This is a genomic window from Streptomyces sp. CNX435 (assembly GCF_059570575.1).
Genome location: NZ_JCANTA010000002.1, coordinates 557,082 through 581,845 on the forward strand (window position 1 = coordinate 557,082; position 24,764 = coordinate 581,845).

General features: G+C 73.9%; 21 protein-coding genes. 9 read left to right on the top strand and 12 right to left on the bottom strand.

The genetic code is table 11. The features are described from left to right. Window positions 1–10: 10 nt before the first annotated feature. Window positions 11–2,908, top strand: a complete 2,898-nt coding sequence (gcvP, locus tag T328_RS05745; RefSeq protein ID WP_496494755.1) for an aminomethyl-transferring glycine dehydrogenase — start codon at window positions 11–13, stop codon at window positions 2,906–2,908. 124 nt (window positions 2,909–3,032) lie between these two features. Here the strand turns inward: gcvP and T328_RS05750 are convergent, their stop codons facing one another. Together T328_RS05750 and T328_RS05755 are read right to left on the bottom strand one after the other, a co-directional pair. Beyond that, complete coding sequence (locus tag T328_RS05750; protein WP_047014426.1) at window positions 3,033–3,239, bottom strand: DUF5999 family protein; 207 nt, start codon at window positions 3,237–3,239, stop codon at window positions 3,033–3,035. A gap of 257 nt (window positions 3,240–3,496) precedes the next feature. Beyond that, window positions 3,497–4,084 (bottom strand): hypothetical protein, encoded by a 588-nt coding sequence (locus T328_RS05755; protein WP_496494756.1) that lies wholly within the window; start codon window positions 4,082–4,084, stop codon window positions 3,497–3,499. Window positions 4,085–4,537: 453 nt separating this feature from the next. Between T328_RS05755 and T328_RS05760 the strand changes: the two genes are divergently transcribed. Further along, window positions 4,538–6,031, top strand: coding sequence for a glutamate-cysteine ligase family protein (locus tag T328_RS05760; RefSeq protein ID WP_496494757.1), 1,494 nt, complete (start codon window positions 4,538–4,540; stop codon window positions 6,029–6,031). A gap of 152 nt (window positions 6,032–6,183) precedes the next feature. On the opposite strand, the gene T328_RS05765 is transcribed toward T328_RS05760, so the two are convergent. After that, window positions 6,184–7,950: a substrate-binding and VWA domain-containing protein gene (locus T328_RS05765; RefSeq protein ID WP_496494758.1), complete on the bottom strand. Its 1,767-nt coding sequence runs from the start codon at window positions 7,948–7,950 to the stop codon at window positions 6,184–6,186. Window positions 7,951–8,051: 101 nt separating this feature from the next. Between T328_RS05765 and T328_RS05770 the strand changes: the two genes are divergently transcribed. From T328_RS05770 to T328_RS05780, 3 genes are all read left to right on the top strand, one after another. Next, window positions 8,052–8,816, top strand: coding sequence for a CPBP family intramembrane glutamic endopeptidase (locus T328_RS05770; protein ID WP_496494906.1), 765 nt, complete (start codon window positions 8,052–8,054; stop codon window positions 8,814–8,816). Window positions 8,817–8,911: 95 nt separating this feature from the next. Continuing rightward, window positions 8,912–9,427, top strand: a complete 516-nt coding sequence (locus T328_RS05775; RefSeq protein WP_496494759.1) for a lytic polysaccharide monooxygenase auxiliary activity family 9 protein — start codon at window positions 8,912–8,914, stop codon at window positions 9,425–9,427. A 164-nt stretch (window positions 9,428–9,591) separates the two neighbouring features. Beyond that, window positions 9,592–10,152 carry a PadR family transcriptional regulator gene (locus tag T328_RS05780; RefSeq protein WP_496494907.1) on the top strand — a complete coding sequence of 187 codons (561 nt, stop codon included), beginning with the start codon at window positions 9,592–9,594 and terminating at the stop codon, window positions 10,150–10,152. 51 nt (window positions 10,153–10,203) lie between these two features. Here T328_RS05780 and T328_RS05785 read toward each other — a convergent pair whose 3' ends face one another. Then, window positions 10,204–10,944, bottom strand: a complete 741-nt coding sequence (locus tag T328_RS05785) for a DUF4232 domain-containing protein (RefSeq protein ID WP_496494760.1) — start codon at window positions 10,942–10,944, stop codon at window positions 10,204–10,206. A gap of 190 nt (window positions 10,945–11,134) precedes the next feature. Between T328_RS05785 and T328_RS05790 the strand changes: the two genes are divergently transcribed. Further along, window positions 11,135–12,142 carry an EamA family transporter gene (locus T328_RS05790; RefSeq protein WP_496494761.1) on the top strand — a complete coding sequence of 336 codons (1,008 nt, stop codon included), beginning with the start codon at window positions 11,135–11,137 and terminating at the stop codon, window positions 12,140–12,142. Window positions 12,143–12,221: 79 nt separating this feature from the next. Here T328_RS05790 and T328_RS05795 read toward each other — a convergent pair whose 3' ends face one another. After that, entirely contained in the window at window positions 12,222–12,893 is a 672-nt protein-coding gene (locus tag T328_RS05795; RefSeq protein ID WP_496494762.1) for a pyridoxamine 5'-phosphate oxidase family protein, read from the bottom strand. A gap of 83 nt (window positions 12,894–12,976) precedes the next feature. On the opposite strand from T328_RS05795, the gene T328_RS05800 reads away from it, so the two are divergent. Then, a complete protein-coding gene (locus T328_RS05800) occupies window positions 12,977–14,308 on the top strand; it encodes an aminotransferase class I/II-fold pyridoxal phosphate-dependent enzyme (protein WP_496494763.1) in 1,332 nt (443 codons plus the stop codon). 105 nt (window positions 14,309–14,413) lie between these two features. Here the strand turns inward: T328_RS05800 and T328_RS05805 are convergent, their stop codons facing one another. Continuing rightward, window positions 14,414–15,367, bottom strand: coding sequence for a DMT family transporter (locus T328_RS05805; RefSeq protein ID WP_496494764.1), 954 nt, complete (start codon window positions 15,365–15,367; stop codon window positions 14,414–14,416). Between the two features lie 74 nt (window positions 15,368–15,441). Between T328_RS05805 and T328_RS05810 the strand changes: the two genes are divergently transcribed. After that, window positions 15,442–16,341: a LysR family transcriptional regulator gene (locus T328_RS05810; protein ID WP_496494765.1), complete on the top strand. Its 900-nt coding sequence runs from the start codon at window positions 15,442–15,444 to the stop codon at window positions 16,339–16,341. A 141-nt stretch (window positions 16,342–16,482) separates the two neighbouring features. Here the strand turns inward: T328_RS05810 and T328_RS05815 are convergent, their stop codons facing one another. From T328_RS05815 to T328_RS05825, 3 genes are all read right to left on the bottom strand, one after another. Beyond that, on the bottom strand, window positions 16,483–16,938 hold the full coding sequence (locus tag T328_RS05815) for a Rieske (2Fe-2S) protein (RefSeq protein ID WP_496494766.1): 456 nt from the start codon (window positions 16,936–16,938) through the stop codon (window positions 16,483–16,485). A 79-nt stretch (window positions 16,939–17,017) separates the two neighbouring features. Next, window positions 17,018–19,111, bottom strand: a complete 2,094-nt coding sequence (locus T328_RS05820; RefSeq protein ID WP_496494767.1) for a S9 family peptidase — start codon at window positions 19,109–19,111, stop codon at window positions 17,018–17,020. Between the two features lie 93 nt (window positions 19,112–19,204). Then, on the bottom strand, window positions 19,205–20,548 hold the full coding sequence (locus T328_RS05825) for a lysine N(6)-hydroxylase/L-ornithine N(5)-oxygenase family protein (protein WP_496494768.1): 1,344 nt from the start codon (window positions 20,546–20,548) through the stop codon (window positions 19,205–19,207). Between the two features lie 122 nt (window positions 20,549–20,670). Here T328_RS05825 and T328_RS05830 point away from each other — a divergent pair, with 122 nt between their 5' ends. Then, window positions 20,671–21,618 carry a methionyl-tRNA formyltransferase gene (locus T328_RS05830; protein WP_496494769.1) on the top strand — a complete coding sequence of 316 codons (948 nt, stop codon included), beginning with the start codon at window positions 20,671–20,673 and terminating at the stop codon, window positions 21,616–21,618. 18 nt (window positions 21,619–21,636) lie between these two features. Here the strand turns inward: T328_RS05830 and T328_RS05835 are convergent, their stop codons facing one another. Genes T328_RS05835 through T328_RS05845 form a run of 3 tightly spaced genes read right to left on the bottom strand, consistent with a single transcriptional unit; the run spans window position 21,637 to window position 24,686 of the window. After that, window positions 21,637–22,497 (bottom strand): ABC transporter ATP-binding protein, encoded by an 861-nt coding sequence (locus T328_RS05835; RefSeq protein ID WP_496494770.1) that lies wholly within the window; start codon window positions 22,495–22,497, stop codon window positions 21,637–21,639. Between the two features lie 4 nt (window positions 22,498–22,501). Further along, window positions 22,502–23,611 carry a FecCD family ABC transporter permease gene (locus tag T328_RS05840; RefSeq protein ID WP_496494771.1) on the bottom strand — a complete coding sequence of 370 codons (1,110 nt, stop codon included), beginning with the start codon at window positions 23,609–23,611 and terminating at the stop codon, window positions 22,502–22,504. Window positions 23,612–23,645: 34 nt separating this feature from the next. Further along, window positions 23,646–24,686: a FecCD family ABC transporter permease gene (locus T328_RS05845; protein ID WP_496494772.1), complete on the bottom strand. Its 1,041-nt coding sequence runs from the start codon at window positions 24,684–24,686 to the stop codon at window positions 23,646–23,648. Between the last annotated feature and the right edge of the window lie 78 nt (window positions 24,687–24,764).

Genomic DNA, 24,764 nt, shown 5'->3' on the forward strand with positions numbered 1-24,764 from the left:
AGGAGGCCCCTTGTCTGAGACGAACGCCCACCGCATCCCGCTGTCCGCCCTGGAGCGCGGCACTCCCTTCGAGCTGCGCCACATCGGACCCGACGCGGGCGACCGGGCCAAGATGCTCGCCCAGGTCGGCTACGGCTCGCTGGACGAGCTGACCGCGGCCGCCGTACCCGGTCCGATCAAGGGCACCGGCGCCTTCACGCTCCCCGCGGCCCGTTCCGAGGCCGAGGTGCTGGCCGAGCTGCGCGCCCTGGCGGGCCGCAACGAGGTGCTGACCTCCATGATCGGCCTCGGCTACCAGGGCACCCACACGCCGCCCGTCATCCTGCGCAATGTCATGGAGAACCCCGCCTGGTACACGGCGTACACCCCGTACCAGCCGGAGATCTCCCAGGGCCGGCTGGAGGCGCTGCTCAACTTCCAGACCGTCGTCGCCGACCTCACCGGGCTGCCCACCGCCGGCGCGTCGCTGCTCGACGAGGGCACCGCCGCCGCCGAGGCGATGGCGCTGTCCCGGCGCGTCGGGAAGGTCAAGGACGGCGTGTTCCTGGTCGACGCCGAGACCCTGCCGCAGACAGTCGCGGTGCTGCGCACCCGCGCCGAGCCGACCGGCGTCGAGGTCGTCGTCGCCGACCTCGCCGGCGGCATCCCCGCCGATGTCGCGGAGCGCGGCGTCTTCGGCGTGCTCCTGCAGTACCCGGGCGTCTCCGGTGTCGTACGGGACCTCGCGCCCGTCATCGAGCGGGCGCACGAGCTGGGCGCCGTCGTCACCGTCGCCGCCGACCTGCTCGCGCTCACCCTGCTGACCTCGCCCGGCGCGCTCGGCGCCGACATCGCGGTCGGCTCCAGCCAGCGCTTCGGGGTCCCGATGGGCTTCGGCGGGCCGCACGCCGGCTACATGTCCGTACGCGAGAAGTTCGCGCGCAGCCTGCCCGGGCGGCTCGTCGGCGTCTCCAAGGACGCAGACGGGGCGCAGGCGTACCGGCTCGCGCTGCAGACGCGCGAGCAGCACATCCGCCGCGAGAAGGCCACCAGCAACATCTGCACCGCGCAGGTGCTGCTCGCGGTGATGGCCTCGATGTACGCCGTCTACCACGGCCCCGAGGGCCTGGCGGCCATCGCCCGGCGCACCCACCGCTACGCCGCGATCCTCGCCGCGGGCCTCAGGGCCGGCGGCGCCCACGTGGTGCACGACGCGTTCTTCGACACGGTCACCGTCCGCGTCCCCGGCCGGGCCGCCGAGGTCACCGCCCGTGCCCGCAACGCCGGCGTCAACCTGCGCCTCGCCGACGCCGACCACGTCGGCATCTCCTGCGACGAGACCACCGTCCGCGACCATCTGGCCGTCGTCTGGGACGCGTTCGGCGTCGCCGGGCAGGACGTCGGGGAGCTGGACGCGGCGACCGCCGACGCGCTGCCGGCCGCCCTGCAGCGCACCGATGAGTACCTGACGCACCCCGTCTTCCACCGGCACCGCTCCGAGACCGCCCTGCTGCGCTACCTGCGGGCGCTCTCCGACCGGGACTATGCGCTCGACCGCGGCATGATCCCGCTCGGCTCCTGCACGATGAAGCTCAACGCGACCGCCGAGATGGAGGCCGTCACCTGGCCCGAGTTCGCCGGCCTGCACCCCTTCGCGCCCGCCGACCAGGCCGAGGGCTATCTGACCCTGATCCGCGAGCTGGAGGACGGCCTGGCCGCCGTCACCGGTTACGACAAGGTCTCCCTGCAGCCCAACGCCGGCTCGCAGGGCGAGCTGGCGGGCCTGCTGGCCGTACGGGCGTACCACCGCGCGAACGGCGACGAGCGCCGCACCGTCTGCCTCATCCCGTCCTCCGCGCACGGCACGAACGCCGCCTCCGCGGTGATGGCCGGCATGAAGGTCGTGGTCGTGAAGACCGCCGAGAACGGCGAGGTCGACGCGGACGACCTGGGCGCGAAGATCGAGCGGCACGGTGACGAGCTGGCCGTGCTCATGGTCACCTACCCCTCCACGCACGGCGTGTTCGAGGAGCACATCACGGAGATATGCGACGCCGTGCACGCCGCCGGCGGCCAGGTGTACGTGGACGGTGCCAACCTCAACGCGCTCGTCGGCCTCGCCGGGCCGGGGAAGTTCGGCGGCGACGTCTCGCACCTGAACCTGCACAAGACGTTCTGCATCCCGCACGGCGGCGGCGGCCCCGGCGTCGGCCCGGTCGCCGTCCGCGAGCACCTCGCCCCGTACCTGCCGAACCATCCGCTGCAGCCTGCCGCCGGGCCGGCGACGGGCGTCGGCCCGGTCTCCGCGGCGCCGTGGGGCTCGGCCGGCATCCTGCCCATTTCCTGGGCGTACATGAAGCTGATGGGCGAGGGCGGCCTGCGGCGCGCCAGCCAGGTCGCGGTGCTCGGCGCCAACTACGTGGCCAAGCGGCTGGAGCCGCACTTCCCGGTGCTGTACACCGGCCCGGGCGGGCTCGTCGCGCACGAGTGCATCGTCGACGTACGGCCGCTGACCAAGGCGACCGGGGTGTCCATAGACGACGTGGCCAAGCGGCTGATCGACTACGGCTTCCACGCCCCGACGATGTCGTTCCCGGTGGCCGGGACGCTGATGATCGAGCCGACCGAGAGCGAGGACCTGACCGAACTTGACCGGTTCTGCGAGGCGATGATCGCGATCCGGCGGGAGATCGAGCGGGTCGGCACGGGGGAGTGGGACAAGGACGACAACCCGCTGGTCGGCGCGCCGCACACGGCGGCGCAGCTGGCGGGGGAGTGGAAGCACCCGTACGGGCGGGACGAGGCCGTCTTCCCGGCCGGGGTGACGCCGGCGGACAAGTACTGGCCGCCGGTGCGCCGGATCGACGGCGCCTACGGCGACCGCAACCTGGTGTGCTCCTGCCCCCCGTTGGACGAATACGACGCCTGACGTACCGCTGTGTGCGTACCGCACCCGGCCCGGCGCCGACGCCGGGCCGGGCGGCGTGCGGGGCGCGTGCGGGAGTGCGGGGGACCGGCCGGCGTGCGCCAGCCGGGTCTGCCGGGTCTGCCGGTCAGGCCGCGGCGGTCACGTCGTCGGCGTTCGGCGGCCGGTGCGGCGCGATGATCCGGCCGTCGGGCAGCAGCTCGCCGGTGTCCTCGAACAGCAGAACGCCGTTGCAGAGCAGGCTCCAGCCCTGCTCCGGGTGGTGCGCCACCGGGCGCGCCGCCTCCCGGTCGGTGGACTGGGCGGTCGGGCAGGGTGGCTGGTGCTGGCACATGGCTGGGTACTCTCGCTGGTTCCTGGTCTCGGTCCTGCGCTCTGCAGATGTCATCGCCGCCCCCCGTGTCGACTCGTTCCGCAACCAGTGTTCCCCCGCGGGCCTCAATCCGCAGGGAATTACCGGCAGGTGGTCTCCGGGGCGGAAGACGCATCACCCTCGTGGGCGGTTGCTCGGTGCCAGTCCATCCTTTCGGGGGGTGCACCGGCGGGAGTGGACTAGCCCACAGCGGTGATCAGACCGTGACCTCGCCGTGATCAGGCGGAGGAGCCGAGCAGCCGCGCCGCCGCCAGCCGGTCGCGCAGCGCGGGCAGCAGGTCGCCGGCGCGGTGCGCGCGGTGGGCGCGGATGCCGGGCGGCGCGGGCGCCAGCGGCACCAGCAGGTCCGCGGGGTCGACCGCGCCCGACTCGGGCGCGGCGTCGCAGTCGGTGCGCAGCCAGAGGGTGACCATGTACAGCTCGGGTACGGAGAGCAACCGCGGCTGCAGGCGGGCGGAGAGCGACTCGGCCTGACGCAGGGCGCGTTGGGTGGAGGCGACGTACGGGCCCTCGGAGAAGTGCGAGAACGCCCAGCCGTCGGGGGTGATCCGCGCCTCCGCCGCGGCGACGACGCGGCCCTCGGCGACGAGGTGGAACCGCCAGCCGCTGAGCGCCGCGTGCGGCGGGCCGTCCCCGGCGCCGACCCCGTCCAGCACGTGGACGGGCAGCGGGTCCGTGGCGCCCGCCGGGCCGGTCCCCGACGTCGGCGCGAGCGTACGGGTCCCGCGCACCGCCGTCGGGGACTTCAGCGCGGCGTGCACGCTGCGCAGAGCCGGGGAGGGGGGTGTGAGGACGCTGAGCGGCATAGGGGTCGCCTACCTTCGTCAGACGTGGAGCAGAGCGGGGAGCAAGACGCGGACGGCGCTGTCTGCGAACGGGGTCAGAGGGGGCCGCATCCGTGTAAGGGCGCCAACTCTCTGCCTCGTTCGCGGATTTTATACGACTAGCGGTGGCGGTCCTTCCGCCTTGCCGCTTGGGCGAAATCCGCAAGAGGATTCTCGGTCGAGTATTCTCTGGTCCTCTCCGGAAGACCGGCGAGAAATACCTGACGGGCGCGGCGACGGTCATCGCGCGGGGTCGGCCGGATCTCGTCGGTTTTGCGACCAGGCGACGAGCGGCGCGGTGCGCACCGGGCGGTGTGCAGTCGGAACGATTCTGTACGGCGCGGGCGGCCAGCGTAGCCGATGAACGGCGGTCGCGGGGTAGGGATCCCCGCGCCTGGGCATCATCCCGGGCAGCCGAGCCGAGGAGGAACCTCGATGGGCGAGAAGGTCGTGGCCGGCGGGTTCGACCTGTCCGACCGTCACCGCTATCGGCAGCGGCTCCGCGAGTGCCTCGCGGGGTTGGAGCGACTGCTGGAGGAGAAGAGATTCGACCGCCCGCAGAATCTCATGGGGCTGGAGATCGAGCTGAATCTCGTGGGCGCGGACGGCATGCCGCGCATGATGAACTCGGAAGTGCTGGAACGCATCGCCAGCCCCGATTTCCAGACCGAGCTGGCCCAGTTCAACCTGGAAGTCAATATCGCGCCCCACCGGCTCGCCGGGCGGGTGCTCGACCAGCTCGCGGAGGAACTGCGCACCGGGCTGTGGTACGCCGACCGGCAGGCGCGCGAGGTGGACGCCGGGATCGTGATGATCGGCATCCTGCCGACGCTGACCGGCGCGGACCTGGTCTCCGCCAACCTCTCCGAGGTGGACCGCTACCACCGGCTCAACGAGCAGATCCTCGCCGCCCGCGGCGAGGAGATCCGGCTCGACATGCGCGGGGTGGAGGAGCTGACGTACACCTCGGGCTCCATCGCCCCCGAGGCCGCCTGCACGTCGGTGCAGCTGCATCTGCAGGTCACCCCCGGGCGGTTCGCGGACGTCTGGAACGCCTCGCAGGCGGCGGCGGCCGTGCAGGTCGCGCTCGGCGCCAACGCCCCGTTCGTCTTCGGCCGCGAGCTGCTGAGCGAGTCGCGGCCCGAGCTGTTCCTGCAGGCCACCGACACTCGGCCGCCGGAGCTGCGCGCCCAGGGCGTGCGCCCGCGCGCATGGTTCGGCGAGCGCTGGGTCACCGAGCCGCTGGAGCTGTTCGAGGAGAACATCCGCTACTTCCCCGCCCTGCTGCCGCTCTGCTCGCCGGAGGAGCCGCTGAGCGTGCTGGACGCGGGCGGGGTGCCGGAGCTGGCCGAGCTGGTGCTGCACAACGGCACCGTCTACCGCTGGAACCGGCCGGTGTACGACATAGCCGGAGGCGTGCCGCACCTGCGGGTGGAGAACCGGGTGCTGCCCGCGGGGCCGACCGTCACCGACGTCGTCGCCAACGCGGCGTTCTACTACGGGCTGGTGCGCTCACTCGCCGACGAGCAGCGCCCGGTGTGGGGCCGGCTGCCCTTCGACGGCGCGGCGGCGAACTTCGCCGCCGCCTGCCGGGACGGCATCGACGCCACCCTGGTATGGCCGGGGCGCCGGCGGCTCGGCGGGGTGGCGCGGGTGCCGGTGACCAAGCTCGTACGGGACGAACTGCTGCCCATGGCCGCCGCCGGGCTGGACGCCTGGGGCGTCGACCCCGCCGACCGGGACCGCTACCTCGGCGTCATCGAGGAACGCTGCCGGCGGCGGGTCAACGGCGCGTCGTGGCAGTCGGCCGCCTTCCACCGGGCCCTGGGCCGCGGGCTTGACCGGGGCGCGGCGCTGGCGGAGATGACGCGGCGGTACGTGGAGCTGACCCGCAGCGAGGAGCCGGTGCACCGCTGGCCGGTGGACTGACGGGCGCGGCGGGGGCGAGACGGGTGTGACGGCCGCCGGCGCCTGCCGGCGGCCGTGCCCGTGCGCCCGCCCGCGCCCGTACGCGTTCGGCAGCGCGGTCACCACCGCGACGGCCGGCAGGACCCGCTCGCCCGCGCCCGTATGCGTAAGGCTCAGGACAGCGCCGCCTTGGCGCCGGCGTCCGTCACCGCCCGCAGCAGTACCGCGTGGATCTCCTTCGGGTCCGTCACCTGGTACGACTCGCCCCCGACCGCCTTCGCGATCCGCTCGCACGCCTCGATGTCCGCGTCCGGCCCGATGCCGATGGCGATCAGGCCCACCGGCCGCTCCGGGTCGGCCGCCTTGCGCAGCCGCGTGGCCAGGTCCTCGGCGGAGATGCTGCCCGGGTCCTCGTTGGCACCGTCGGTGAGCAACACCACCGCGTTGAAGCGGCCGGGGGCGTACTCCTTGACCTGCTGCTCGTACGCCGCGAGCGCCGTGTCGTACAGGCCCGTCGCACCGTCCGGCACCGGTTCGAGGCCGCCGAAGGCGCTCGCGAGGCGCTCCCGGTGGCTGGTGCCGTCGTCGGTGCGCTGGGCCAGCCGCTCGGTGCCGGCGACCTCCTCGTAGTCCTGCTCGCCCCGCAGGTGGGAGGAGAACCGCCACAGACCGATCTCGTCCTCACCGGTGAACTGGGCGAGCGCCTGGATCAGCGCGTTCTTCGTGACGTCCATACGGGTCTGTCCCGGCTCGTCCGGCAGCGGCTCGCCCATCGAGCCGGAGACGTCGACCACGGTCGTCAGCCGGGCGCTCTGCACCGTGACGGTCCACATGCCGAGGACCGAGGCCACCTCGTCGGGGGCCGGCGGCTCGGCGGGCGGCGCGTCGAACGGCTGCGGGGCGGCGCCGCCGGCGGCCATCGCCAGCTCCGCGTCGAAGCCCCCCGCGGCGGACCGGAAGCCCTGCCGGCGCAGCAGGTCGACGGACTTCTCGTCGGTGAGCAGCCGTTGGAAGCGGCTGGCGGCGCGCACCCGGTCCATGGCCATGGCGTCGTTGTTGACGATGGCGTACGGGTAGTCGAGGGCGACCGTGCCGCCCTCGGGGTAGAACATGTCGAGCCGCCCGCCGATACCGGCCTCGGCGTTGTGGCGGAAGGCCGCCTGTTCGGAGAGGAACAGCGCGTCGTTGTCCCGCGGGTCGTCCAGGCCGGAGTCCGGGAGCGACGCCAGCACCGCCGTGTCGCCGGGCTCGACGCGCTCGGCGAGCAGCTTGGCGGTGGCGGCGGTGCGGGTGTCCGCCTGATCGCCGCCGGCCCGGTGCACCGCCGTCAACGCGAGCGCGCCGGTGGCGCTCACGGACGGGTCCGCGGTGCCGAGGCGCAGTCCCGCCTCGTCGCCCATCGCGGCGTCCGTCAGCTCTGCCCAGCCGTACGTCTGCTCGGGCCAGCCGAGCTTGCGGGCGCCGTCCAGCAGGGTGGCCATGCCGATGGGCGAGGTCGCCAGGCGGGTCACCTCGTCGACGCTCGCGCCGCTGCCGGCGGCGGTGACCATGCCCGTCCAGACGCTGGAGTCGGGGATCCAGACCTGGAAGTCCGGGGGCGTGTCCTGGCGGCGCAGCGACTGGGCGACTTCGGCGGCGGGGCGCGCGGTCACCTCGACGTCCAGGCAGCGGCCGTCGGACTTCAGCTCCGCCCTGCGGGCGCGGTCGGCCGTCTTGCGGACGGCGGGCGCGATGTCGGGCGCGGCGACGACGCCGAGTTCGAGGTCCGGGCCCTCGCAGGACTCGCCCGTCGGCAGCACCCCGGTCTGCACGGCGACCAGCGTGCCCGCGCCGATCGCCAGGACGAGGGCGGTCGCGATGACCACGGCGCGGCCCCGTACGCTGCGCCGCAGCACGGCGTCGTCCGTTCCGTACGCGTCGGGCAAGCTGTGTCGTCCCATGGTCGTCCCCCCGGACAGCCGCATATTGGTCACGTGTTTTTTCCGTGACCCTAGCGAGACGGTGGGGCCTTTGGGGAGGGATTGACCAATTGGAGGAGCGAGTGCAGGACCAGTCCCGCCGGCTGCTGGGCGGCGAAACGCTGCTGGTGCTGGCGCTGTCCCTGGGAGCGAGCGCGGTCTCGGCACTGATCAGCTTCATCGGCTCGGTCACCCGGCCGGGTGGGTTGAAGGAGCAGTCGGCCAACCTCAACTCCTCTGCCGCGCCCGGGCGTCCGTGGCTGGATCTTGCGTGGCAGCTGTTCGGGATCACCACTTCGCTGGTGCCGGTGGCGCTCGTGGCGTACCTGCTGGTGAGCGAGCGCGCGGGCGGGCTGGGTGCGGTGGGGTTCGACCTCCGGCGGCCGGGTTTCGACCTGAGCCGGGGCGCGGGCGTGGCCGCGGTGGTCGGGGGCACCGGGCTGGCGTTCTACCTGGGCGCGCGGGCGGCGGGGTTCAACCTGACCGTCGTACCGGAGTCGCTGCCCGACGTGTGGTGGAAGATCCCGGTGCTGATCCTCTCCGCGGCGCAGAACTCCGTGGTGGAGGAGGTCATCGTCGTCGGCTATCTGCTGCGCCGGCTGGACCAGCTGGGCTGGACCCCGGCGGCGGCGCTGGCGGCGAGCTCGCTGCTGCGCGGGACGTACCACCTCTACCAGGGCATCGGCGGTTTCATCGGCAACGCGGTGATGGGTGTGCTGTTCGTCCTGCTGTACCGGCGGTGGGGGCGGGTGGGGCCGCTGGTGGCGGCGCACGCCTTCATCGACATCGTGGCCTTCGTGGGGTACGCGCTGCTGGCGGGGAAGGTGGGGTGGCTGCCCACGGAATGAGTGGTTCCGGCGCTGTCTCCCTGGTTGACGCTCTTGACGGTGGTCTGACAATGGATAAAGTCTAGACCAATGCCCCCCATGCAGGGAGACACAAGATGCGCAGTCTCAAGAAGCGTGTCGCGGTCGTAGCCGCGACCGTCGCTCCGTTGGTCGTCCTCGCACTCCCGGCACCGCAGGCCAACGCGCACGGCTGGATCACCTCGCCGCCGAGTCGGCAGCAGCAGTGCAAAGCGGGCACCGTCTCGTGTGGTCAGATCCAGTGGGAGCCGCAGAGCGTCGAGGGGCCCAAGGGCCTCACGAGCTGCCACGGCGGCAACAGCCGGTTCGCCGAACTGAACGACGACAGCAAGGGCTGGGCGGTCACGCCGGTCAGCAGGACGCAGTCGTTCAGCTGGCAGATCACCGCCAACCACCGCACGAGCACATGGCAGTACTTCGTCGGCGGTCAGAAGGTCGCGGAGTTCAACGACGGCGGTGCGCAGCCGCCCTCGCAGTTCAGCCACACCGTGAACTTCGGCAACATCACGGGCCGGCAGAAGGTCCTGGCCGTGTGGAACGTGTACGACACGGCCAACGCGTTCTATGCCTGCATCGACGTCGACATCCGGTGACGGTGCCGCGGCCGTAGCGGCAGCAGGAGGCCCCCGGGGAGTCAGCGCGGCTCCCCGGGGGCTTCGCCGTGTCCGGGCGCTCGGGACTTGCCTGACGACTGTTTCCGATATATCGTCGACGTGTCGCAATCGATCGCAGAAGAGTTCAAGAAGAGGTGATGACCATGCGATCCCACGGACACGGACACGGACACGGCCCGCCTGGCGGGCGCCGCTCCGCCTTCGGCGGGTTCGGCCCGCCCTTCGGGCCCCCCTTCGGCCGGGGCCGCGGCGGCCCGCGGGGCCGCGCACGGCGCGGCGACGTGCGGGCGTCGATCCTGGCGCTGCTGAAGGACCGCCCCATGCACGGGTACGAGATGATCCAGGAGATCTCCGAGCGCAGCGGCGGCGCCTGGAAGCCGAGCCCCGGCTCGGTCTACCCCACACTGCAGCTGCTGGAGGACGAGGGCCTGATCGCCAGCGCCTCCGAGGGCGGCAAGAGGCTGTTCTCGCTTACCGACGCCGGTCGGGAGGAGGCCGAGTCGGGGCCCGAGGCGCCCTGGGAGGACGCCGGGCGCGGCGTCGACTGGGAGGCGCTGCAGGAGGTCCGGCAGTCGGGCTTCGCGCTCGCCGAGGCGTTCCGGCAGGTGTACACCACTGGCACCGCCGAGCAGCGCCAGGAGGCGCTGGCCGTCGTCAACGAGGCCCGTAAGAAGCTCTACCTGATCCTCGCCGAGGAGCGCTGAGCCCGGTGCCCGGTTCGGCCGCCCGGGCACCGCGGCTCAGCCGCGCGCACGTCAGCGCGCCGGGCCGGCGCCCTTCGCCAGGGGCAGGGCGTCGATGCGGCCCGCGTCGCAGACCTCACCCAGCCGCCATGCGGCGTCCGTGTGGTGGTACGTGTCGGGCGGGATGACCTCCAGCTCCGCCGGCGTCGGCCGGCAGGCGCCGCTCGCGTCGTCCGAGCCGCTGGCCACGACCGTCCAGTGCAGTCTGCTCCACGCCGCCGAGCCCGGGGCGAGCGTCAGCATGGCGGGGGTGCGGCTGCGGTCCCGTACCACCTGGGTCGGAACGTTCGCGCCGTTCTCCTTGACGAGCTGCAGTCCGGTCCAGCCGCGGGTGCGGCACGCGGAGTCCGAGTCGTTGGTGAGGACGAGAGCCGCGTAGCGGTTGCCCGCCGCGGAGTTGAGCGGGCGTACGGAGGCCGACAGGGCGCCCGTACGGCACCACGGGGCCGCCGCGGAACCGCCGGCCGCCGCCTTCGGCTCCGCCTTGAGCGGTTCGGCAGCCGCGCCGTCGTCGGTGCCCTCGGCCGCCTGCTCCGGTGCGTCGTCCTTCGCGGGCGCGTCCTGCTCCGCCCTGTTCCCGTTCTGTGCGCTCTCGTCCCCGTCGGCACGCTCCGACTGCCGGGGCTTCGCGTTGCCCGCGGGGTCCGTGCCCGCTCCGTCGGAGTCGGTGTCGCAGCCTGCGGCCAGCAGCCCCGCCGCCGCGAGGGCGGCGAGGGCGATGCGGGTGCGGGCGCGGCCGGGCTGTCGTGTCATGTCTTCCCCCTGGCTGCTCGAAGGGTGACCAGATCGTGGGGTGCCGGTCGTTGGACCCGCACGGGGAGCGATCGGTTCCACCGAGTGGATTCCCCCACGGCGTGGGGACGATGCGCGGTCCGCACCGCTCCCTACATGTCAGCAGCAATGAAGGATGACACTCATGTACGGCGCTGACATAATCGCCCGCATGCAGCAGTCATTCGACAGGCGCGCGGGGCTCGGGCTCGCGCTGGCCTCCGCGCTCGCGTTCGGCGGTTCCGGGGTGGCGGCGAAGCCGCTCATCGAGCAGGGCATGGACTCGTTGCACGTGGTGTGGCTGCGTATCGCCGGTGCCGCACTGGTGCTGCTGCCGCTCGCCTGGCGGCACCGCGCGCTGGCCCGGGAGCGGCCGGCGCTGCTCGCCGGCTTCGGCGTGCTCGCGGTCGCCGGCGTGCAGGCGTTCTACTTCGCGGCGATCGCCCGGATCCCGGTCGGGGTGGGGCTGCTCATCGAGTTCTTCGGGCCGGCGCTGGTGCTGGGCTGGGTGCGGTTCGTCCAGCGGCGGCCGGTCACCCGGCAGGCGGCGGTCGGCGTGCTGTTCGCGGTCACCGGGCTGGCGTGCGTGGTCGAGGTCTGGTCCGGCCTGGGCTTCGACCCGCTCGGGCTGCTCCTCGCCTTCGGCGCGGCGTGCTGCCAGTGCGCGTTCTTCGTCCTCGCCGGGCACGGCACCGACTCCGCGGACGGCGCCGCGCCGCACCCGCTGGGCGTCATCGCGTACGGGCTGATCGTCGGCGCCGTCGTCCTCACGGCCGTCTCCCGGCCCTGGAACCTGCGGTGGTCGCTGCTCGGCGAGCGGGCCGAACTCGGCGACCTGCACCCGCCGGCCTGGGCGCTGATCGTCTGGATCGTCCTGGTCACGACCGTGCTCGCGTACCTGTTCGGCGTCCTCGCGGTGCGCCGGCTCTCGCCGCCGGTGGCGGGCGTCGTCGCGTGCCTGGAGGCCGTCGTCGCCACGGTGCTGGCGTGGGTGCTGCTCGCCGAGCACCTGGGCGCGGCCCAGATCGTGGGCGGGGTGCTGGTGCTGGCCGGGGCGTTCACCGCGCAGCTGGCGGCGCCGGCGTCCGCGGCGGCCTCGGGTGAGCGCGGTGAGCCCGTCGCCGGGAACGTGCCGCAGCCGCGAGACGACGGCAAGAAGCTGTCCGGCACGCGCCGGTGACGCCCCGGTTGCCCCGGTCGACCCGGTCGCTCGTGTCGCCCCGGCCGCCCCGGTCGTCGCGGACGGGAGCGGCGCCGGGTCAGCCCGCGGGCAGGTAGCCGGGCGTCTCGATGCCCGGCGCCAGGTCGTCGGCCGGTACGGGGGCGCCGTAGACGGGCGCGACCGGGACCACCCCCGTCCAGTGCGGCAGGTCCAGGTCCTCCGGCTCGTCGTTGGGCCCGCCGGTGCGCATCTTGACGGTGACCTCCTCCAGGGCGAGCCGGATCACGGCCGTCTGGGCCAGCTCCTTGGCGTTCGCGCGCCGGGAGTCGCCGGCCCGGCCGGGGACGACGTGGTCGACGATCGCGTCGAGCGCCGTCGTCCGCTCGTCGTGGTCGGTCACGGGGTAGGCGTCGCCGTGCACCACCGCGGAGCGGTAGTTGATCGAGTGGTGGAACGCGGAGCGGGCCAGCACCAGCCCGTCTACGTGCGTGACCGTCAGGCACACCGGCAGGCCGGCGTCCTCGGCCCGCCCGGCGGTGCGCAGCGGGCGGGACCCGGTGGAGCCGTGCACGTACAGCTGCTCGCCGACCCGGGCGTAGAGCGTGGGGAGCACGACGGGGCGGCCGTCGCGTATGAAGCCGAGGTGGCAGACGTAGCCGGCGTCGAGCACGGAGTGCACCACCTCGCGGTCGTACGACGCGCGCTCGCGGGAGCGCGTCGGCACGGTGCGGTCGGTGGGCCGGTAGGCGGCGGGGGGCGTGGTGGACACGGGCGGCTCCCTCGGTGCTCGGTGGTGCGTGCGGCCGGTGCGCGGAGTTGCGTTCCCGATTGCACTAGTGCAATATCTTCTTTGTGCTAGGAGAGTATCGGATCGAGGGGCGGGGCGCAGCCGAGATCTCCGCCAGCATCGAGCGCGGTATCGGCGCCGGCGCGCTGCGGCCGGGCGCCGCGCTGCCGCCGCTGCGGGCGCTGGCGGCGGAGCTGGCGGTCAACCCGAACACGGTGGCCGCGGCGTACCGCATGCTGCGCGAGCGCGGCGTCGTCGAGACCGCCGGCCGGCGCGGCACCCGGGTGCGGGCCCGGCCCGCCACGGCCGCCCGCGAGCTGATGCGCGTCACCGTGCCGCCCGGCACCCGCGACCTGTCCACCGGCAACCCCGACCTCGCCCTGCTGCCGCCGCTCGCCGACGCCCTCGCCGCCGCGGCCGACAGGCACGCCGCCCGTCCCGTGCTCTACGGCGACCAGGGCATGACCCCCGAGCTGGCCAGGCTCGCCCGCGACGACTTCGACACCGACGGCGTGCCGCCCGGCCCCGTCGCCGTCACCTCCGGCTCGCTGGACGCGATGGAGCGCGCGTTCGCCGCCCACCTGCGCCCCGGCGACGCGGTCGCGGTCGAGGACCCCGCCTGGGGCAGCCTGCTCGATCTGGTCCCGGCGCTCGGGCTGCGGCCGGTGCCGGTGGCGGTGGACGACGAAGGGCCCCTGCCGGAGGGCGCGGCGGCGGCGCTGGCCGCGGGCGCGCGCGCCCTGGTCGTCACCTCCCGGGCGCAGAACCCGACCGGCGCCGCGCTCACCCCGGCGCGCGCAGCCGAGCTGCGCGCCGTCCTCGCCCGCCATCCGGAGGTGCTGCTGGTCGAGGACGACCACTGCCACACGATCGTCGACCTGCCCTTCCAACCCTTGGCCGGCACTGCCCGGCACTGGCTCGCGGTGCGCTCCGCCGCCAAGGCGTACGGGCCCGACCTGCGGCTCGCGGTCATCACGGGGGACCGGGTGACCGTTGACCGAGTCGAGGGCCGCCAGCGCCTCGGCCCCGGCTGGGTCAGCCGGCTGCTCCAGGACGCGCTGGTCCACCTGCGCGGCAGCGGCATCCTCGACCAGGCGGCGGTCGCGCGCTCGTACGGTGAGCGGCGCGAGGCGCTGCTGGCGGCGCTGCGGCGGCACGGGGTCGAGGCCACCGGGCGCAGCGGCATGAACGTGTGGCTGCCGGTGCCCGACGAGACCTCCGCGGTCACCCAGCTCCTCCAGGCCGGCTGGGCGGTGGCGCCCGGCGCCCGCTTCCGCCTCGCCTCCCCGCCCGGCATCCGGCTCACCGTCTCGCCGCTCGCCCACGACGAGGTGGAGCCGCTGGCCGACGCGGTGGCGGCGGCGGTACGGCCCGCGCCCGGACGGCGGTACGTCTGAGCCGGCGCACGGGCTGCGGATACGGCGTACGGAGCGCCCGTAGCGGACTTCCGTACCGCGCTTGTGTGCCGGGCTTGTGTGCCGGGCCTTTCGTGCCCGGCGCCGCTACCCGCGCCCCGGCTCGGCCCCGCGCGGCCGGCTGCCGGAGAGTGCCGCGCCCGCCAGCACCACCGCCGCACCGACCGGCGTGTTCCACGTCAGCTCCTCGCCGAGCAGCGCCACGCCCGCGGCCGTGGCGATGACCGGGATGAAGTACGTGACCATCTGCGCCGTCGTCGGCCCCACCTCGGCCACCAGCCCGTACTGCACGAGCGCCGCAAACCCCGTCCCCAGCGCCCCCAGCGCCAGGACCGCCAGCACCGGCACCGCCGGATACGAGCCGGGCGCCGAGGTGAACAACCCGGTGGCGAGCGCCAGTTGGGCCGTGCCCACGAGGAGCTGCGCGCCGGTCATCGACAGGTGGGAGTGCGGGCTGCCGGCCAGGGTGCGGCGCACGTACAGCCAGCCGACGGCGTAGCTCGCCGACGCGAGCAGCGCGAGGGCCGTGCCCAGCGGGTCCTGGCCGCTGAAGCCCTGCCACGCGCCGAGGACGATCAGCACGCCGGCGAAGCCGAGGCCGAGGCCCGCGACCCGGCGGCGCGTCGGCCGGTCCTCCTGCAGCGCGGCGAAGGAGAGCAGCATGCCCCACAGCGGCGACGTGGCATTGCAGATCCCGGCGAGGGAGGAGGGGATGTGCAGTTCGGCGTAGGCGAAGAGGGAGAACGGCAGCGCGTTGAGGAAGAACGCGGCGACCGCCAGGTGCGCCCACGTCCGGCCGCCGCGCGGCAGCGACTCCCGGCGCGCGGCCAGTGCGACGGCGAGGACGGCGGAGCCGAACACCATGCGGCCGAGCGTCACCTGCAGCGGGGCGAACTCGTCGGTGCCCAGCTTGATGAGCAGGAAGCTGAATCCCCAGATGACGGAGAGGGCGGCGAAGCGGAGGCGCCAGTCGAGGACGGGCTTCCGGGCGGCGGAGGCGGAAGCGGTGGCCGGGTCGGTGGCTGCCGGTGCCGTGGTCATGGCACTACGGTGCGCCGCACGCTCCTCGTAGCACAAGCGAGACTTTATGCCCCCTATCTCGTAGCATCACTTACATGTTGAACCTGGAACGCCTGCGCACCCTGGTCGCCGTCGCCCGGCACGGCTCCGTGAGCGCCGCGGCCGACGGGCTGCACATCACCACCTCCGCCGTCTCCCAGCAACTCGCCAAGCTGGAGCGGGAGACCGGGCAGCAGCTGCTCGCCAAGAACGGCCGCGGCGTCCGCCTCACCGACGCCGGCCGGCTGCTCTCCGAGCACGCCACCCGGATCCTGTCGCAGGTCGAGGCGGCGCAGTCGGAGCTGGAGGCGCATCGCGGCCGGCCCGTCGGGGAGCTGGCGCTCGCGGCGTTCCCGACCGCCGCCCGCGGGCTGTTCCCCGCCGCGCTCGCGGCGCTGCGGCGCGACCACCCCGAGCTGCGCGTCCGGCTGCGCGAGCAGGAGCCGGACGAGGCGGTGCCCGGCGTGATCCGCGGGGACCACGACCTCGGCGTCGTCCTGGACTGGTACAACAAGCCGATGCCGCTGCCCTCCGGCCTGTCCCGGGCGCCGCTGCTCGACGACGTCGCGGACGTCGCCGTGCCCGCGGGACATCCGCTCGCGGACCGCGCGGACGTCGTCCTGGAGGACTTCGCGGACGACGACTGGATCTCCTGGCCGGAGGCCGAGTTCTGCCACGACTGGCTGATGTCCACGCTGCGTACCAAGGGCATGGAGCCGCGCATCGCCCACACCGCCGAGGAGCACCACACGCAGCTCGCGCTCATCGCCGCCGGGCTCGGTGTGGCCGTCGCTCCGCGGCTGGGCCGCGGGCCGGTGCCCGCGGGGGTCCGAGTGCTGCCGGTACGGGGCGCGATGCACCGGCACATCTACGCGATCTGGCGCTCCGACGCCGACCGCCGACCGTCCATCCGCGAGGCCGTACGCGCGCTGCAGGCGACGGGCCGCGCCGTCTGAGCACGGCCCGCGTGGGGGAGGGGCCGCGGACCGGAGCCGGTGGCCGCCCCACCCGCGGCCACTCCTCCCGCCGCACGCTCCTCCGCCGCACGCTCCTCCGCCGCACGCTCTCCCGCCGCACGCTCCTTGACGTACGCCCCGTCAGCCCTGGCGCAGCACGTCCCCGTCGACCTTCACGTCCTCCGCGGGCAGCGGCTCCGTGGCCGGGCCCTGCGCGACGCTGCCGTCCGCGATGGCGAACTTGCTGCCGTGACACGCGCAGTTGATCGTGCCGTCCTCGACGCTGCTGACGATGCAGCCCTGGTGGGTGCAGACCGCGGAGAACGCCTTGAACTCGCCCGGCTCCGGCTGCGTGACGACCACCTTCTGGTCCTTGAAGATCTTGCCACCCCCCTCGGGCACCTCGCCGGTGCTGCCGAGCTGCCCGCCGCCGTCTCTGCCGCCCTCCTGCGGTTCGACCTCGGTGCTGCCGGTGTCGCCGGAGTCGCCGGAGTCGTCGCCGCAGGCGGCGAGCGCCGCGGTGAGACCTCCGGCGCCGACGGCGGCCACGACGGTGCGGCGGGCGGTGAGCCGGGCCGGGTTGCGGGACTGCGTCATGGTGGAGCCCTTTCCTGGTGCGCCGGTCGCCCGCCCTGGGCTGGCGGGACCGCCGTTGTGTGCGCGTGCCTCAGCGCCGTCATACGTACGTCCGGGGTTCGGCGTTCAGCTCCCGCCGCAGGAACGCCAGCTCGAACCAGAGGAGATTCTCCGCGATGGCGTCGTCGGAGATCATGTGCGACGCGCCGGGCACCGGCAGGACGCTGTGCGGCCGGCCGGCGGCCAGCAGCTCGGCGGAGAGGCGCAGGGTGTGGGCCGCGACGACGTTGTCGTCCGCGAGGCCGTGGACGATCAGCAGAGGGCGGCGCAGCCGGTGGCCGAGCCCCACGAGGGACGAGCGGTCGTAGTGCTCGGGGTGCTTGTCGGGGTGGCCGAGGAAGCGCTCCTGGTAGTGCGTGTCGTACAGGCGTGCGTCGGTGACCGGGGCGCCCGCGACGGCGGCGTGGAACACGTCCGGCCGGGTGAGGACCGCCGCCGCGGCGAGGAACCCGCCGAACGACCAGCCGCGGATGGCGACCCGCCCCAGGTCGAGGTCCGGGTGGCCGGCCGCCGCCGCGTGGAGTCCCCGCACCTGGTCCGCGACGGCGCTGTCCCGCTTGTCACCGCTGTTCGCCCGCTCCCACGACGGCGGGCCGGTCGTGGCCCGGCCGTCGGTGACGAGCACCGCGAAGCCCTGCTCCGCGAACCACTGCGAGACCAGCGTCCACCACCCGCGCGCCGGCACCGCCAGCCGCAGCCCCGGCCCGCCGTACGGGTTGAGCAGCACCGGCAGCGGACCGTCGCCGGGGCGGTGCCACGACGGCAGGAACAGGTGGCTGCGCAGCCCTCCGGGACCGTCGAGGGGCCGCGGGCGCGGCCGGAGTGCGGGCTCCTCGGCGAGCGAGGCGAGCGGCGCCGCCGGCCGCCCGGCGGTCAGCACCCGCACCGCCGGCCCGGCGGCCGTCGCGCTCTCCAGGACCGTTGTCCCGCCGCCCGCGGTCGCCGTGTGATGCCCCGGCTCGTCGCTCAGGCGCACGCAGCCCGGCCCCGGTTCGTACGACCAGACATGCCGCTCCACCGGGTCCTCGGCCGCCGTGAACAGCACCCGCTCGCCGGTGACCCCGAGCACCGCGCGTACCTGCAGCCCGGCGGGCGTGACGGGCTCGCCGTCGCGGACGAGCCGGTACGTGTCCGTGGCGGCGTCGTTCGTGACCCGCAGCAGCGCGCCGGACGCGGTCCGGGCCGGGGTCCCCGGCACCAGCCGGGTCCAGTGCGCGTCGCGCGTCTCGGCCAGCACGCGGGTGGCGCCGGTGTCCGGGTCGGCCGTCAGCGTGAGCAGCGTGCGCTGGTCGCGGCTCTGCACCCCGAGGAGCGGTCCGTGCGCGTCCCAGCGGACGGTGGCCAGGTACTCGTACGCCGTCCGGTCCCAGTGCACCTCCGTGCGCCGGCCGGCCGGCGTGACCACGTACAGGGAGACGTCTGCGTTGGCCGTGCCGGCGGCCGGGTAACGCACCGCGCGCGGCTCGGCCGCCGGGTCGGCGGGGTCGGCGAGGTGCCAGCGGTGCACGCCGGACTCGTCCACGCGCGCGACGAGCAGCGCGCCGCCATCCGGCGCCCACCAGTGGCCGCGGCCCCGGTGCATCGACTCGGCGGCCACATGCTCGGGCAGCCCGTACGTCACGTCCGGCCCCTCCGGCGCGGCGAGCAGCCGGTCGTCGCCCCCGGCCACGGAGACGGCGTGCAGCGCCCCGCCCGTGACGTACGCGACGTGCCGGCCGTCGGGGGAGGGGCGCGGGTCGACGGCGGGCCCCGCGGCGGGCAGCCGGAACGGCGCCGGGCCGTCCGTCCGTACGGCCCACAGCTCGCCGCCCAGCGCGAAGACGGCGAGCCGCACGTCGGCGTCGGTGGCGTACGAGGTGATGCCCGTTGTCCGGGTACGCGCCCGCTCCCGCCGCACCCGCTCCGCCGCCGGCTCCGCCCCACCCCGCACCAGCCCCGCCGGATCCGCCAACTCCCGCTCCGCGCCTCCCTCGTACAGCCACAGCCGGGCCACGGGATCCGTGCCGCTGCCGGTACGCAGGAACAGCACGCGCTCGCCGTCGGGCGAGACGGTCGTGCCGTGCGGCAGGCCGAGCGTGAACTTGCGGGTGCGGGCGAGGTGGCGGGGGAACTCCGGCGCGCGGTTTGCGTTCATGCCCGAGACCATGCCCAGAGATCGGCCGCCACCACCAGGGGGCATGACCTGGGGCGATACGGCGCGGCCGGGCGACGGCCCGCGGCGGGGGGTCTACGTGTGCGTGGGTTCCACCTCCGAGGCGTGCGCCGCGCGGCGGGCGAGCAGCGCGGAGCAGATCTCGCCGGCGCGTACGGCGGTGGTGGACAGCAGGGTCGACGTGATCCCGTGGGTGTGCTCGGTGCCGCCCTGGAGGTAGATGTCGGCGGTGACGTTCGGGGCGGTCTCCACCCGGTGGTCACGGCCGACGCGCAGGGCGTCCTCGTCGTCGCGCACGCAGAGCTTGGCGAGTTCGCCGAGGTTGTCGCCGATGCCGCGGGGCTGGTAGCCGGTGGCGTAGACGAGCAGGTCGGCGGAGAGGACCCGGCGCTCTGAGGTGGGCAGGAACTCCACCGTCACCCGCACGTCGTCCGCGCCCTCCTCGACCTGGCGGATGCGGGAGACGTTCATCATCCGCAGCCGCTGCCTGCCGCTGACCTTCTCCCGGTACATCGTCCTGGACAGCGATTCGATCAGCTCCATGTCGACCACGGAGTAGTTGGTGCCGCGGTGGTAGTCGAAGAGCGACTGCTTCACCTCCGGCGGGGCGCCGTAGAACACGTCGACGGCCTCGGGGTCGAAGATCCTGTTGGCGAACGGGCTGTCGTCGGCGGGCGTGTAGCCGTACTTGGCGAACACGGAGCAGATCTCCGCCTCCGGGAAGCTGCGGTGGAGGTAGCCGACGGCCTCGGCGGCGCTCTGTCCGGCGCCGAGGACGACGGCGCGGCGTACGGGGGTCCCGTCGTGCAGCAGGCCGTGGACGCGCGGAAGCAACTCGCTGTTGTGGAAGACGCGTTCGGACAGGAACGTGCCCGACGGCAGGTGCGGCTCCAGTCCCGTGGCCACGCACAGGGCGCGGGTGCGGCGCACGGTCGTCCGCTCCGGGGCGGCCGGATCGCGGCTGACCACGTCGAACCAGCGGACCTCGCCGCCCTCGGTGACCGGCCGTACGGAGACCACCTCGGCGCGGTACTCGACGAGGTGGCCGACCCGGGCGGCGGCCCACTCCAGGTAGTCGTGGAACTCGGTGCGCAGCGGGAAGAGGGTCTTCTGGTTCAGGAAGTCGACGAGCCGCCCGCGCTCGCGCAGGTAGCACAGGAAGCTGAAGTCGCTCGTCGGGTCGCGCATCGTGACCAGGTCCTTGAGGAAGGACACCTGCATCGTGGCATCGTCGAGCAGCATGCCGCGGTGCCAGCCGAACCGCGGCTTCTGTTCGAGGAACCCCGCCCGGAAGCCGTCCCCGTCCGCCGGTGCCGCGCCGTGCTCGTGGAGCGCGATCGCGAGCGCGAGGTTGGATGGACCCAAACCGATGCCGAGAACGTCGTAGGTGGAATCCGGTCCGCTCTGCAGCGTCGTCACCGTGTCATCGCCTCCTGTGGCGGGGAGGGTGCCGCGTTCCCTCGTAGGGAACGGAGGATCTCCCCAAACGGGCACATGCTAGGTAAGGTTAGCCTTACCTAGCAATGCTGAGGAGGGTACGTATGCGGGTCGCCATGTTCGGCTACCAGACCTGGGGACATCGAACGCTGCAGGCGCTGCTGGACTCCGAGCATGACGTGGTCCTGGTCGTGACCCACCCCAAGAGCGACCACGTGTACGAGAAGATCTGGAGCGACTCGGTCGCCGACCTCGCCGAGCAGCACGGCGTGCCCGTGCTGCTCCGCAACCGGCCGGGCGACGACGAACTGCTCCGCGCCCTGCGGGACGCCGCGCCCGACCTCATCGTGGCGAACAACTGGCGCACCTGGCTGCCGCCGGAGATCTTCGAACTGCCGCCGCACGGCACGCTGAACGTCCACGACTCGCTGCTGCCGTCCTATGCCGGCTTCTCCCCGCTGATCTGGGCGCTGATCAACGGCGAGGAGGAGGTCGGCGTCACGGCGCACCGCATGGACGCCGAACTCGACATGGGCGACGTCCTGATACAGCGCTCGGTTCCGGTCGGCCCCCGGGACACCGCCACGGACCTCTTCCACCGCACGGTCGACGTCATCGAGCCGATCGTCAAGGAGTCCCTGGACCTGATCGCCTCCGGCGAGGCCGTGTGGACCCCGCAGGACCGAGGTAAGTCGAGCTTCTTCCATAAGCGTTCGCTGGCGGACTGCCGCATCGACTGGACGTGGCCCGCGCGGGACCTGGATCGCTTCGTACGGGCCCACTCCGACCCGTATCCGAGCGCCTTCACCTTCCACCGCGGCGAGCGGCTCCGGATCGTCTCCGCGGCGGTCTCCGAGGGGCGCTACGGCGGCACACCGGGCCGGATCTTCATCCGCGAGGGCGACGGGGTCGTCATCGTCGCCGGTGCCGAGGCGCGCTCCGGGCGCCTGCCCGGCCTGGTGGTCAGGCGGGTGCGGACCGAGGACGGCACCGAGCACGCCGCGACGGACTACTTCCGCACCATGGGCGGCTACCTGACCACCCGCCCGTAACGCCCCGGTGCTCCGCTCTCAGCCCTGGGCGCCCGGCACGGCGACGGCCGCGGAGTCGTCCCACGCGTGGTGCCGGCTCATCGGTACGACCATCGGCGTGCCGCTGACCGGGTCCTCGCCGACCACGGACCGCAGGCCGAACACCTCCTCGACCATCGCGGCGGTGACGACCTCCGGGGCCGGGCCCTCGGCGACGACGCGGCCGGCCTTCATGGCGACGATGTGATCGGCGTACCGGCACGCCTGGTTGAGGTCGTGCAGCACCATCACGACCGTGCGGCCCTGGTGCCGGTTCAGGTCGGTGATCAGGTCGAGGACGTCGATCTGGTGGGCGAGGTCGAGGTACGTCGTCGGCTCGTCCAGCAGCATCACCGGCGTGTCCTGCGCCACCGCCATGGCGAGCCAGGCGCGCTGCCGCTGGCCGCCGGAGAGCTCGTCGACGGGCCGGTGGGCGAGGTCGGCCATGGCGGTGGCGCGCAGCGCCTCGTGCACGGCCTCCTCGTCGGCGGCCGACCACTGCCGCCACCACGTCTGGTGCGGCGAACGGCCGCGCCCCACCAGGTCGATGACGGTCAGCCCTTCGGGCGCGACCGGCGACTGCGGCAGGATGCCGAGCCGCCGGGCGAGCGCCCGGGTCGGCGTCGAGTGGACCGAGCGCCCGTCCAGGTGGACGGCGCCCGCCCGGGGGGTCAGCAGCCGGGCGAGCGCGCGCAGCAGGGTCGACTTGCCGCAGGCGTTCGCGCCGACGATCACCGTGATCCGCCCGGAGGGGACGGCCAGGTCGAGGTCCTCGACCACGATCCGGTCGTCGTACGCCAGCCGTAGGCCCTCGGCGCGCAGGTCGGGTCCCTCGGCGGGTGCCTGGTCCTTCAACGACACGTCATCAGCCTCCTGAACCGGCGCGGTTCGCGCGAACGAGCAGCCACAGCAGCACGGGAGCCCCGAGCACCCCTGTGACGATGCCGACCGGAAGCTCGGTGTCCGGGATGAGCTTCCGCGCGGCGAGGTCGGATACGAGCACCATCACGGCGCCGGTCAGGCCGGCGGCCACGGGCGGCGGCGAGGAGGTGCCGGCCAGCCGCTGGGCGACCTGGGGCGCGGCGAGCGCCACGAACGCGACCGGACCCGCGGTCGCCGTCCCGAACGCCACCAGGCCCACCGAGACGAGCAGCACGGCCACCCGTACGGTCTGCACCCGCGTGCCCAGTCCGCGGGCGACGTCGTCGCCGAGTTCCAGGGTCCGCATCAGCCGGCCGAGCAGCAGCGCCGCCGGCACGAGCACGGCCATGGTCACGGCCAGCGGCGTGATCTGCTCCCAGGTGCGGCCGTTGAGGTTGCCGACCAGCCAGCCCAGCGCCGCCTGCGCCTGGAAGCGCTCGCCGCGGGCCATCAGATAGTCGGTGATGCTCGTGCAGATCCAGGTGACGCCCACGCCGACGAGGACGATCCGGTAGCCGGTCGTGCCGCGCCGCCACGCCAGGGCGTACACGAGCAGCGCCGCCGCCAGCGCACCGAGCAGCCCCAGCGCCTGGGTGCCGAGCCCGCCGTCCCAGCCGAGGACGATCCCGGCGACCACGGCCGTGCCCGCGCCCTGCGTGATGCCCATCATGTCCGGGCTGGCCAGCGGGTTGCGCGTCATGGTCTGGAGCAGGGCGCCGGAGATGCCGAACGCGATGCCGACGAGCAGGCCGGCCAGCGAACGCGGCAGGCGCAGCTTGTGGACGATCAGCTCGGTGCCGGGGTCGCCCTGGCCGACCAGGGCGCGCATCACGTCGGTGAGGGGCAGGGAGACGTCTCCGACCGAGGTCTCGACGCAGAACGCGAGGAAGGCGGCGGCCGTGAGCACCAGGCACACGGCCAGCAGGCGCGGTCGCAGCACCCCGGAGACGTGCGGCACGGCGAGCCGGAAGGCGGCCCGGTCGGGCGTACGGCGTGGCGGCGGCAGGGCCGCGGGGCCCTTCCGGTCCGGAACGGGGGCGAGTTCTGCGGTCATGGGCTCACGGCTCCGTACGGTGGTTCGGCACGGCTCACAGCTCCGCCAGCCGGCGCCGGCGGACCAGCGCGATGAAGAACGGCCCGCCGATGAAGGCGACCAGGATGCCGGCCTGGATCTCCACCGGCCGCGCGATCAGCCGTCCGGCGATGTCGGCGGCCAGCAGCAGGCAGGGCGCCAGCACGGCGGACAGCGGCAGCAGCCAGCGGTGGTCCGGGCCGATGCCCGCCGCCTGGGCGAGTACGCGCGCGATGTGCGGGACGACCAGGCCGACGAAGACGACGGGGCCGATGACGGCGACGGCCCCGCCGGTGAGCAGGGTGACGGCGACGACCCCCTGGATGCGGATCAGGCCGAGCTTGAGGCCGAGGGACTTCGCCATGTCGTCGCCGAGCGCGAGGCTGTTGAGGGCGGGGGCGCAGGCGAGGGCGAGGACCGCGCCGGCGGCGAGGAACGGCAGGACGCGCAGGAGTACGCCGTCTTCGAGGTCGGCCAGCGAGCCCGCGGACCAGAACCGGTAGCGGTCGAGCGCGTCCGGGTCCGTCAGGGCGACCGCGCTGGTCAGGGAGAAGAGCAGCGAGGTCACGGCGACTCCGGCCAGGGCGAGCTTGACCGGGGTGGAGCCGGAGCGGCCGAGCCCGCCGAGGCCGTAGACCAGGACGCTCGCGGCCAGGGCCCCGGCGAAGGAGAACCAGATGTAGCCGTAGACCGAGCCGAGGCCGAGTACGCCGACCGAGAGGACGACGGCGAAGGCGGCCCCGGCGCTGACGCCTAGGATGCCCGGGTCCGCCAGCGGGTTGCGGGTCAGCGCCTGCATCAGCGCGCCGGACAGGCCCAGCGCGGCCCCGGTGGCGAGGGCGAGCGCGGTGCGCGGCAGCCGTACGGACCAGATGACGTTGTCGATACGGGCGTTGGGGGCGTCCCCGAGCAGCGTCTGCCAGATCTGGTCGGGGGGCACGCTCAGCGCGCCGAACGCCATCGACAGGGCGCACAACAGCAGAAGCGCCGCGCCGCAGAGCGTGAGCAGGAGTATCGCGCGGGGGCCTTTGGCCTCCCGGACCACCGAGGTCCCCACGTGCCTTCCTTCGCTCGGGCCTGCCTGAACCGGGACGGGCCGCAGGAGCTTCGGCGGCTCCTGCCCGTCCCTCGCGGA